Genomic DNA, 10,092 nt, shown 5'->3' on the forward strand with positions numbered 1-10,092 from the left:
ATCTTCGCCACCGCGTCCCACACCGCCATGTCGATGGTGCCGACCGCGACCGAGCGCTCGCCGTGGCCGCCCGGCTTCTCGTTGGTCATCATGGCGGACCAGATCTTGTCCGGATCGAGATTGTCGCCGGCCTCGTTCAAGAGCGTTCTCGGGCCGGCCTCGAGGATGCGCGAGGCAAAACGCTCGCGGATCAGGCCGCCCTGCCCGTAGCGGCCGTTGGAGTTGAAGCCATAGCCGACCACGCGCTTGCCGTCGCGAACGACGTCGGTGACGACGGCGACGAGACTCGTCGTCATCCTGGTGAAGTCGATATAGGCGTTGCGGATCGGCGAGGAGATCGGCTTCGTCACCTCGCGGACGTCGAGGATGCGGACGGACATGGGGATTTGGCTTTCGCTAGCGGAATCGAGACTGACAGACCCTCACCCTGAGGAGCCGCGCTTGCGCGGCGTCTCGAAGGGCGAGGCCACGAGGCGGGCCTTCATCCTTCGAGACGCGCGTTCCGCGCTCCTCAGGATGAGGAATTGACGGCATGGATTGCTTCGTCGCTTCGCTCCTAGGCAATGACGTGGAGAGAGTGTTATTTCTTGTCCCTGAAATACGGCTCGACCGGGCCGTGCACCTTGATGGTCAGCGGGTTGCCGTAGCGGTCCTTGGCGTTGCCGGCGGTGACGCGCACCCAGCCCTCGCTGACGCAATACTCCTCGACATTGGTCTTCTCGACCCCCTTGAAGCGGATGCCGACATCGCGCGCCAGCACCTCCGCGTTGTAGTACGGGCTGTTCGGATCGACCGACAGGCGGTCGGGCAGTTCGTCATTCATCTTGGTCTCGCTCACAACAATGTCTCGATCTGCTTGCGCAATCCGTCCGGCGTCGCGGTCGGCGCGAAGCGGCCGACCACGCGGCCCGCACGATCGACCAGGAATTTCGTGAAATTCCATTTGATCGACGATCCGAGCAAGCCGGATTGCTGACGTTTCAGGTACTCATACAAAAGATGCGCGGCGGCGCCGTTGACGTCGATCTTTTCGAACAGGGGAAAGCTGACGTCGTACTTGCCGGCGCAGAACTCCTGAATCTGTTCGGCATTGCCCGGCTCCTGGCCGCCGAACTGGTTGCAGGGAAAGCCGAGCACCGCGAGACCGCGCGAACCGTAATCGCGATGCAGCGCCTCCAGGCCGCGATATTGCGGCGTGAAGCCGCATTTGCTCGCGGTGTTGACGATCAGCAGCACCTTGCCCTCGTAGCGCCGCAGCGGCACGTCCTCGCCGGCAAGCGATCTTGCCGCGAAATCGTAGATCGACGACATCGGAGCCCTTATGCGACCGGGTCGATCGGCGACGGCGGCACGCCGCCGGCCTCGATCGCCTCGCCCGCGAGCAGACAGAGGTCCTCGCGGTAGCGGCCGGACACGACCTGCACACCGACCGGCGCCTTGCCGACGAGGCCCGTCGAGACCGTCAGGCCCGGCAGTCCCATGAAGGGAATTGCGATCTGCGGCAGTTGCGCCTCCCAGACCCGCTTGAACGAGGCCTCGTCCTTGCGGTCGAAATGATCGGGGAACGGCAATTCGCCGGACACCGGCATCAGCACCACGGCGTATTTTTCCAGGAACAAGAGCCATTCGCGCGTCAGCGTCGCGCGCCGCGTCAGCGCCTTGGCGTAGTCGGCCTGGTCGAACGGCGTGACCTTCGTCCGGTTGCCGCGCAGGCAGGCCAGCGCACCGGGGTCGCCCTCGCGCTCGGCGGCCGCGAGCTGCGCCTCGTAGCCGTCGCCGAGCCAGAGCTTCGTCTGCCACTCGACGGCCTCGCGCATCGGCGGGGTGTTCTCGATCAGCTCGACCGTCCAGCCCGCGCGCTCCAGCCGCTTGCCGGCATCGCTGACCGCGGCCTTCACTTCCGGTGCCGTGGCAAGCCCGTCAGGATTGAGGCACAAAGCGGCGCGCTTCGACACAGTCGGACCTTCCAGCGGCGCCGGCACCCACCAGGGATCGCGCACGTCGCGCGCCGCCATCGCGGCCAGCGAAATCCTGAGGTCGTTGACGGTGCGCGCGAGCGGACCGGAGACCGCGCTGATCTGCGGCCCGATCGGCCGCTCCGGCAAGGCCGCGTTGAAGCCCGGAATCCGCCCGACGGTCGGCCGCAGGCCGTGCACGCCGCAGGCGTAGGCCGGATAGCGGATCGAGCCGGCGATATCAGTGCCATGCGCGATATGGCCAATGCCGGCCGCGACCGCCGAGCCGGCGCCGCCCGACGAGCCGCCCGGCGTCAGCGCGGCATCGCGCGGGTTTTTGGTGTCGCCATGGATCAGGTTCGTGGTGAACCAGCGGTAGGAGAAGGCCGGGCAATTGGTGCGGCCGAGGATCACGGCGCCCGCTTTCCGGAGATTGTCGACCACGGGACTGTTGCTCTTCGCGATCACGTCGCGCTGGATCTTGAGCCCGTTGGTGGTGGCAAAGCCTTCCTGGTCGATGTTGACCTTCACCGTGACCGGCACGCCGGCGAGCAGACCGGGGTCCTGCCCCCGCGCGATCTGCGCATCGACTTCGGCCGCCTGCCTGAGCACGTCCTCGGGCCGGTGGTCGATCACCGCGTTCAGGGCGGGATTGACGGCATCGAGCCGGGCGAGGCCGGCTCGTGCGGCTTCCTTCGCGGAAACCTTCCTGGACCTGACGAGGGCGGCGAGGTCGGCGGCGGACAGGCGCCAGAGATCTTGCATGACTTGCTCCGTTTCACCGGTCTTTTAGCGCCCGCGGCGCGGCAAAGCCATGCGGATTCCGCGAGGGACGATATTCTCGAGCTAGTGCCTGGTGACGGAGACGTCCGGCATGTCCAGCAGCGCCTCGGTGAACGGAAACTCCAGCACGATCTCGCCGTCGGCGTCGGTGACCTCGATGACCGCTTCCATCAGCGCGGGCTGCGCGCCTTCCGACTTCAGGACCTCGAGGATCATCTGGCGCGCGACCTGCCAGGCGCGGTCCGCATTGCGCAGCTCCTCGCCGTCAGGGTCGGCGATCAATTCGTCGCCGATGCGGGTGTTGAAGAAATATCTGGGCATCTCACTCCAATGGGGTCGGCTGTAGCCGATTGAAAGCGCGCCTGCGCTCACAACTCGTTTATCAGGACAGCGTCTGCGACCAAATACGAACGCACGCCCGGACCGGGTTCCGATTCGCTGTTCCGGACACGATACCGCGCCGCAGCAATCGTACAGTGCCGTCGTTTTGCCGCAAGATTTGACTGGCGAACTTTTCCGCCCGCAGTAATTTAACTCTCGGGCGGATGCGTCCGAATACGCGAAAAGGAGAGCCGAAATGGCCTGGAAAGCACCGAAGATCGTCGAAGTGCCTTGCGGCATGGAAATCAACATGTATGTGAGCGCCACCCGCAAGTAGGCGGCTGGCGAGTTTGCGTTCAACGCGGGTGGATCTTTCGGGCACGGCGTGCTTCCGGAAGCCGGGAGTGTTGCCGGTCTGAGATCCACCGCGTCACGTTGCTCCAGGAGACGGATCAATGCTTCGCGTCGTCGTCCTGGGCGCCGCGGCCGGCGGCGGTGTCCCGCAGTGGAATTGCGGGTGCGAGGGCTGCCGGGCGGCGCGGGCGGATCCTCGTGAATTGCAGCGAACCCAGGCCTCGGTCGCCTTCAGCGCCGACGGCGAGCACTGGTTCCTGATCAACGCCTCCCCCGATCTCAGACAACAACTGAACGCCACGCCGCAACTGCACCCGAAGAAGGGCGCGCTGCGCCACACCCCGATCGCGGGCGTGATCCTGACCAACGGCGAGGTCGACGCGGTGGCGGGCCTGCTCTCGATGCGCGAGAGCCAGCCATTCACGATCCATGCGCATGCCAGGGTGCTGGCGATCCTCAAGGCGAACAGCATCTTCAACGTGCTCAACGACAAGCACGTGCGGCGGCAGGCGATCGACATCGACATCGCATTCGAACTCGAACTGACCGACGGCTCCCCCTCCGGCATCGAGGTCCTGCCGTTTGCAGTTCCCGGCAAGTCGGCCTGGTATCTCGAAGGCAAGGCGCATCCCGGCGGCGAGGACGGTGCCGGCGATACGCTGGGCCTGAAGATCACCGACAAGGCGAGCCGGCGGAGCTTCCACTTCCTCGCCGCCTGCGCCGCCGTCACCGAGGGCCTGAAGAAGGAGATCGCGGGCTCGCCGCTGGTGTTCTTCGACGGCACGGTGTGGCGCGACGACGAGATGATCAGGACCGGGCTCGGCAACAAGACCGGCATGAGCATGGGACATATTTCGATGTCGGGCGAGCACGGCGCGATCTCAGCGCTTGCCGGCCTCGATATCGACAGGAAGGTGTTCCTTCATATCAACAATTCGAATCCCGCCCTCCTGCCCGCATCGCCCGAGCGCAAGGCGGCCGAGCATGCGGGCTGGCAGATACCGGCCGACGGAACGGAGATCGTGCTGTGAATGCGACGACACTGACGGGGATGACCGCGCTTTCGATCGGCAGGGACATCAGGCTGAACAATGCGGAGGAGCTGGAGGCGACGCTGCGCCATATCGGCGCGACGCGCTATCACAGCCTGCATCCGTTCCATAAGCTCCTGCACGGCGGCAAGCTGAACAAGGGCCAGGTGCAGGCCTGGGCGCTCAACCGCTACTATTACCAGAGCACGATCCCGATTAAGGATGCGGTCGTGATCTCGCGCTTCCGCGACCGCGCTACGCGGCTCGAATGGCGCCACCGCATCGAGGATCATGACGGCGACGTCGGCAGCGAAGGCGGCATCGAGCGCTGGATCAAGCTGACCGAGGGCCTCGGCCTCGACACGGCTTACGTCGAATCCACCGAAGGCATTTTGCCTGCGACGCGCTTTGCGGTCGAGGCCTATGTGCACTACTGCCGCGAGAAGAGCCCGCTGGAGGCGATCGCCTCCTCGCTGACCGAACTGTTTGCGCCGAACCTGCACGAAGAACGCATCTCGGGCATGCTGCAGCATTATGACTTCGTCAACCCCGACATCATGAGCTACTTCAAGCGCCGCTTGAGCCAGGCGCCGCGCGACGCCAATTTCGCGCTCGACTACGTCAAGAAGAACGCCAGGACGCCGGAGGAGCGCGCCGCCGTCTGCAACGCGCTGATCTTCAAGACCAACGTGCTCTGGGTGCAGCTCGACGCGCTCTATCACGCCTATGTCGAGGGCCATATTCCGCCGGGCGCCTTCGTGCCCAAGGCGGACGAAAAGTCGAGCTAGGGACAGCGATGGCCGGACCGCGTCACATCGGCGTCAGCGAGGCGAGCCGCCCCGTGCTGCCGCGGCACGCCAAGCTCAGATACGACGAGACGCGCCAGGTCTGGGTCATCCTGGCGCCGGAGCGGGTGCTGGCGCCCGACGAGATCGCGGTCGAGGTCTTGAAACTCTGCGACGGAGTGCGCAGCGTCGGCGATATCGCCGACCAGCTCGCCGCGAAATATGCGGCGCCCCGTGACGCGATCCTGACCGACGTGATTGCCATGCTGCAGGACCTGGCGGATAAAGGCTTCCTGACCGAGGCCCGCGAGAAGACGTCATGAGTGAAGTGCTCGGCGACCAGACCTCGACGCCATCAGCCGCGAGCGACGGCCTCGCGGTGCTGGAAAAGCAGCGCTCGACGGCGGAAACCTTCGGCATTCCGCTGGCCGTGCTGCTGGAAGTGACCCACCGTTGCCCGCTGCAATGCCCCTATTGCTCAAACCCGGTCGAGCTCGACCGCGCTGGCACCGAGCTCACCACCGAGGAGTGGAAGAAGGTGTTGAGCGAGCTCGCCGAGATCGGCGTGCTGCAGGTGCATTTCTCCGGCGGCGAGCCGACCGCGCGCAAGGATCTGGTCGAGCTGGTGAGGCACGCAAGCGATGCCGGCCTCTACACCAACCTGATCACCTCGGCCGTGCTGCTGACCCGCGACAAGCTCGCCGATCTCGCGGAGGCCGGCCTCTGCCACGTGCAGATCAGCTTCCAGGGCACCGAGCAGGGACTGGCGGACCGCGTCGCCGGCTACAAGGGCGCGCATCGCAAGAAGATCGAGGTCGCGAGGTGGACGCGCGAGCTCGACCTGCCGCTGACGGTGAACGCGGTGATGCACCGCCAGAACCTGCACCAGCTTCCTGATATCATCCAGATGGCGGTCGATCTCGACGCCGACCGGCTCGAGGTCGCCAACGTCCAGTATTACGGCTGGGCGCTGAAGAACCGCGCCGCCCTGATGCCGACCGTCGCGCAACTCGACGAGACCACGCGTCTCGTCGAGGAGGCGCGCGAGCGGCTGAAGGGCCAGCTCGCGATCGACTATGTCGTGCCGGACTATTACGCGCTGCGGCCGAAGAAGTGCATGGGCGGCTGGGGCCGGCAGTTCTTCAACATCTCGCCGGCCGGCAAGGTGCTACCCTGCCACGCCGCCGAGAGCATCGCCGGGCTCGATTTCGAATCCGTGCGCTCCAACCATTCCATCGCCTGGATCTGGCAGAACTCCGAGGCCTTCAACCGCTATCGCGGCACCGGCTGGATGAAAGAGCCGTGCAAGTCCTGCGAATTCCGCGAGATCGACTTCGGCGGCTGCCGCTGCCAGGCTTTTGCGCTCACCGGCGACGCGGCCAACACCGATCCGGCCTGCGCGCTGTCGCCGATGCACGAGAGCATCTTCAAGCAGGCCGAGCGCGAAGCCGAAGGCGAGACCAGCCGTTTCCTCTACCGCAATTTCGCCGGCGGCACGCTGGAGCCCGACGGCGATGCCTGATTCCGACGCGGCCAGGTCGGCCAGGCGCGCCGATCCCTTCGCGCCGCTGACCTCGGAGATGCTCGCGGTCGGCGACGGCCACGATATCCACGTCGAGAGCGTCGGCCGCGCCGACGGCATTCCCGCCGTCTATCTGCACGGCGGACCCGGCAGCGGCTGCCAGCCAGACCATCGCCGCCTGTTCGATCCCGAGCGCTTCTGCGCCGTGCTGTTCGACCAGCGCGGCGCCGGCCGCAGCCGCCCGAAGGGCGGGCGCGAGCACAACACGCTGCCGCATCTGATGGCGGACATGGAGACGATCCGCGAAAAATTCGGCTTCGAACGCTGGATGGTGGTCGGCGGCTCCTGGGGAGCGACGCTGGCGCTCGCCTATGCGCAAGCCCATCCCGCGCGCGTCTCGGCGATCGCGCTGCGCGCGACCTTCCTCGGCACGCGCGCCGAGGTCGAAACCGCTTTCACGACGACGCTGTCGCAATTCCATCCCGCGCTGGCCCAGGACTTTTTGAGCGTGCTGCCGGCCGGGGAGCGCAAGCGTCCGGCCGAAGCCTATTGGCGGCGCATCCTCGATCCCGATCCGGCCGTTCACGCTCCCGTCGCGCGGGCGTGGCACGACACCGAACGCATCCTGTCGGAGCACGGGCCCGCGCGCACGCGGCTTGATCTCGCGTCGCTGAATTCGACGAGACCGCTGCCCTCCACGCCGTTCATGGAAGCGCATTATTTCGTCCATGACTGCTTCATGGCGCCGGATCAGCTCCTGCGCAACGCCGGACGGCTGGCCGGCATTCCCGGTATCATCATCCAGGGTCGCTACGATCTGCTGTGTCCGCCCGGAACATCGCAGGCGCTTGCGGAGGCATGGCCGGGTTCCGAGATCCGCATCGTGGAACAGGCCGGCCATTCGCTCTATGATCCCGGGGTAAGGGACGCGGTGATGAAGATGGTCGCCGACCTCGCTTCCGCGACCGCACGATAAACAGGAAGCCCAGGAAAATGCCGCTCGCCGGGAAAGGCATGCTGTTGACGTCGATGGACATCGACGAGGCCGATGAAGCCGACTTCAACCGCTGGTACGACCGCGAGCACCTCGAGGAGCGCGTCGCGATCGACGGTTTCCTGGAGGCGCGGCGCTATGTCGCGCATGCGGGCAGCCCGAAATATCTCTGCCTCTATTCGACCACGACGCTCGACGTGCTCGACAGCCCCGCCTATCGGGCGCGGCTCGCCAACCCCACCGACTGGTCGCGCCGGACCATGGCGCGCTTCCGCAACATGATTCGCGTGGTGGCAAGGATCACCATCAGCCGCGGCACCGGGCGCGGTGCGGCGCTCGGCCTGGTGCGGCTGCGCCCGACGCGCGACAACACGACGCAACTGCGTGATGCAGTGCGAGAAAAACTCGCACCCGAGACAGCCGACGGCATCATCTCCATGCATCTGCTGGAGAGCGACGCAGCGCTGTCGGGTCCCACGGCCGAGATTCCGTCGGTGCGCAGTGCCGGCGCGAACGACTGGTTCGTCCTGATCGACGGCACAGAGGTGAGCGCCGTCTCCGCGGTCATCGCCGAGCGCTTCACCGGCCCCGCGGCTTCGCCCTCCACCCTCCCCATTTCGGTCGGCACCTACGACCTGATGTGGGACCTCGCCAAGAGCGACATTGCGAGCGACATCGCGCGCGGCTGATCAAAGCCACACGCTTCGCGCGATGCTGCATTGCCGCATAAATTGCACGATCATTAATGCTGTGCGCGCGCAGCTCCCATGAAAGCTGGAGATCGCGCAAATTTGCCTTTGTGCGCGCTTCCGAATGATTCTAATAAGGTAAGCCTATGATCCAATTCAGAAACCAGATGGACGCGGCTTAGGCGTTCGCGACTCGAAGAGGCCGCGCCGGTCCTTGAGCCTGTGCGGACAGGGTAGGAATGAAACCGACCGATATTGCGGCCCCCGACTACTTTCATAAGGTAGTCGATTGCCAGTGGGCTTGTCCTGCACACACCCCCGTTCCCGAATACATCCGCTTGATCGCACAGGGCCGCTACAGCGACGCCTACATGATCAATTGGAAGTCGAACGTGTTTCCCGGAATTCTGGGACGCACCTGCGACCGTCCTTGCGAGCCGGCCTGCCGCCGCGGACGCGTCGAGGAGACTCCGGTCGCGATCTGCCGGCTGAAGCGCGTGGCCGCCGACTTCAAGGACGACATCAAACAGCGCCTGCCGCGCCCCGCGCCGACGAACGGCAAGCACATTGCGCTGGTCGGCGGCGGTCCGGCCTCGCTGACGGTGGCGCGCGATCTCGCGCCCCTCGGCTATCACTGCACCGTGTTCGACGGCGACCCCGAAGCCGGCGGCATGATGCGCACGCAAATCCCGAAATTCCGCCTTCCCAACTCGGTGATCGACGAGGAGACCGGCTACATCCTCGGTCTCGGCGTCGAGTTCAGGGGCGGCCACCGCATCGAGAGCATGAAGTCGCTGCTCGCCGAGAAGTACGACGCGGTCTTCGTCGGCTCCGGCGCGCCGCGCGGCCGCGAGCTCGAGATTCCCGGCCGGAAAGAGGCGGCCGCCAACATCCATATCGGCATCGAATGGCTGGCCTCGGTCTCGTTCGGCCACACCGACAAGATCGGCAAGCGCGTCATCGTGCTCGGCGGCGGCAACACCGCGATGGACTGCTGCCGCACGGCACGGCGGCTCGGCGGCGAGGACGTCAGGGTCGTCGTGCGCTCCGGCTTCGAGGAGATGAAGGCGTCTCCCTGGGAGAAGGAGGACGCCATCCACGAGGACATTCCGATCCTCAACTTCCTCGTTCCCGTCGCCTTCATCCACGACAATGGCAAGCTGACCGGCATCACCTTCCAGAAGGTGCGCGCCGAATACGACGCCAAGGGCCGCCGCAACCTGGTGCCCTCGGGCGAGCCCGACCAGACCTTCGAATGCGACGACGTGCTGGTCGCGGTCGGCCAGGAGAACGCCTTCCCCTGGATCGAGCGCAACTGCGGCATCGAGTTCGACAAATGGGGCATGCCCAGGGTCGACGCCAAGACGTTCGCCTCGACCAATCCGAAGGTGTTCTTCGGCGGCGACGCCGCCTTCGGCCCGAAGAATATCATCTGGGCGGTGGCGCACGGCCACGACGCCGCGCTGTCGATCCACCGGATGCTGTCGGGCGAGGCGATCGACGAGCGGCCGCTGCCGGAGGTGCACGTCTCCTCGCAGAAGATGGGCATCCACGAGTGGAGCTATGACAACGACATCTCCGCCGACAAGCGCTTCAAGGTGCCGCATCGCGACAAGGTGATTGCGCTGAAGGACATCCGCGCCGAAGTCGAACTCGGC

The 10,092-nt window shown here is 65.7% G+C and carries 12 protein-coding genes and 1 pseudogene; 8 read left to right on the top strand and 5 right to left on the bottom strand.

Features of this window, described 5'->3' with window-relative positions:
• The 5 genes and pseudogenes from KGM94_RS19560 to KGM94_RS19580 all read right to left on the bottom strand — a co-directional run.
• A pseudogene (locus tag KGM94_RS19560) lies at positions 1 to 380 on the bottom strand (mandelate racemase); the annotation flags it as partial.
• Positions 381 to 580: 200 nt separating this feature from the next.
• Complete coding sequence (locus KGM94_RS19565; RefSeq protein WP_300263140.1) at positions 581 to 838, bottom strand: DUF3297 family protein; 258 nt, start codon at positions 836 to 838, stop codon at positions 581 to 583.
• Positions 835 to 1,311 (bottom strand): glutathione peroxidase, encoded by a 477-nt coding sequence (locus tag KGM94_RS19570; protein WP_300263142.1) that lies wholly within the window; start codon positions 1,309 to 1,311, stop codon positions 835 to 837. The genes KGM94_RS19565 and KGM94_RS19570 overlap by 4 nt, the downstream gene beginning before the upstream one ends.
• A gap of 8 nt (positions 1,312 to 1,319) precedes the next feature.
• Positions 1,320 to 2,720 (bottom strand): amidase family protein, encoded by a 1,401-nt coding sequence (locus KGM94_RS19575; protein WP_300263144.1) that lies wholly within the window; start codon positions 2,718 to 2,720, stop codon positions 1,320 to 1,322.
• Positions 2,721 to 2,801: 81 nt separating this feature from the next.
• Positions 2,802 to 3,059 (bottom strand): hypothetical protein, encoded by a 258-nt coding sequence (locus KGM94_RS19580; protein WP_300263146.1) that lies wholly within the window; start codon positions 3,057 to 3,059, stop codon positions 2,802 to 2,804.
• 256 nt (positions 3,060 to 3,315) lie between these two features.
• On the opposite strand from KGM94_RS19580, the gene pqqA reads away from it, so the two are divergent.
• The 8 genes from pqqA to KGM94_RS19620 form a co-directional block, all read left to right on the top strand.
• Positions 3,316 to 3,396, top strand: coding sequence for a pyrroloquinoline quinone precursor peptide PqqA (gene pqqA, locus KGM94_RS19585; RefSeq protein ID WP_007595659.1), 81 nt, complete (start codon positions 3,316 to 3,318; stop codon positions 3,394 to 3,396).
• A gap of 118 nt (positions 3,397 to 3,514) precedes the next feature.
• Positions 3,515 to 4,444, top strand: coding sequence for a pyrroloquinoline quinone biosynthesis protein PqqB (pqqB, locus tag KGM94_RS19590; protein ID WP_300263148.1), 930 nt, complete (start codon positions 3,515 to 3,517; stop codon positions 4,442 to 4,444).
• A complete protein-coding gene (gene pqqC, locus KGM94_RS19595) occupies positions 4,441 to 5,232 on the top strand; it encodes a pyrroloquinoline-quinone synthase PqqC (RefSeq protein WP_300263150.1) in 792 nt (263 codons plus the stop codon). The genes pqqB and pqqC overlap by 4 nt, the downstream gene beginning before the upstream one ends.
• Before the next feature lie 8 nt (positions 5,233 to 5,240).
• A complete protein-coding gene (gene pqqD, locus KGM94_RS19600; protein ID WP_300263152.1) occupies positions 5,241 to 5,552 on the top strand; it encodes a pyrroloquinoline quinone biosynthesis peptide chaperone PqqD in 312 nt (103 codons plus the stop codon).
• A complete protein-coding gene (pqqE, locus tag KGM94_RS19605; protein WP_300263154.1) occupies positions 5,549 to 6,751 on the top strand; it encodes a pyrroloquinoline quinone biosynthesis protein PqqE in 1,203 nt (400 codons plus the stop codon). Before pqqD ends, pqqE begins: the two co-directional genes overlap by 4 nt.
• Positions 6,744 to 7,727: a prolyl aminopeptidase gene (pip, locus tag KGM94_RS19610; protein ID WP_300263156.1), complete on the top strand. Its 984-nt coding sequence runs from the start codon at positions 6,744 to 6,746 to the stop codon at positions 7,725 to 7,727. Before pqqE ends, pip begins: the two co-directional genes overlap by 8 nt.
• A 17-nt stretch (positions 7,728 to 7,744) precedes the next feature.
• Positions 7,745 to 8,434 carry a DUF4286 family protein gene (locus KGM94_RS19615; RefSeq protein WP_300263158.1) on the top strand — a complete coding sequence of 230 codons (690 nt, stop codon included), beginning with the start codon at positions 7,745 to 7,747 and terminating at the stop codon, positions 8,432 to 8,434.
• Positions 8,435 to 8,673: 239 nt separating this feature from the next.
• On the top strand, positions 8,674 to 10,092 hold a 1,419-nt coding region (locus KGM94_RS19620; protein ID WP_300263160.1), incomplete at its 3' end, for an FAD-dependent oxidoreductase.

Origin of the sequence: Bradyrhizobium sp. (assembly GCF_028868675.1) — a bacterium.
GTDB lineage: Bacteria > Pseudomonadota > Alphaproteobacteria > Rhizobiales > Xanthobacteraceae > Bradyrhizobium.

Bases quoted from the DNA above. Each gene is read 5' to 3' on its own strand.
- pqqD (WP_300263152.1), top strand. From the start codon at position 5,241: ATGGCCGGACCGCGTCACATCGGCGTCAGCGAGGCGAGCCGCCCCGTG.
- KGM94_RS19580 (WP_300263146.1), bottom strand. From the start codon at position 3,059: ATGCCCAGATATTTCTTCAACACCCGCATCGGCGACGAATTGATCGCC.
- pqqE (WP_300263154.1), top strand. From the start codon at position 5,549: ATGAGTGAAGTGCTCGGCGACCAGACCTCGACGCCATCAGCCGCGAGC.
- KGM94_RS19570 (WP_300263142.1), bottom strand. From the start codon at position 1,311: ATGTCGTCGATCTACGATTTCGCGGCAAGATCGCTTGCCGGCGAGGAC.
- pqqB (WP_300263148.1), top strand. From the start codon at position 3,515: ATGCTTCGCGTCGTCGTCCTGGGCGCCGCGGCCGGCGGCGGTGTCCCG.
- pqqA (WP_007595659.1), top strand. From the start codon at position 3,316: ATGGCCTGGAAAGCACCGAAGATCGTCGAAGTGCCTTGCGGCATGGAA.
- pip (WP_300263156.1), top strand. From the start codon at position 6,744: ATGCCTGATTCCGACGCGGCCAGGTCGGCCAGGCGCGCCGATCCCTTC.
- KGM94_RS19575 (WP_300263144.1), bottom strand. From the start codon at position 2,720: ATGCAAGATCTCTGGCGCCTGTCCGCCGCCGACCTCGCCGCCCTCGTC.
- KGM94_RS19615 (WP_300263158.1), top strand. From the start codon at position 7,745: ATGCCGCTCGCCGGGAAAGGCATGCTGTTGACGTCGATGGACATCGAC.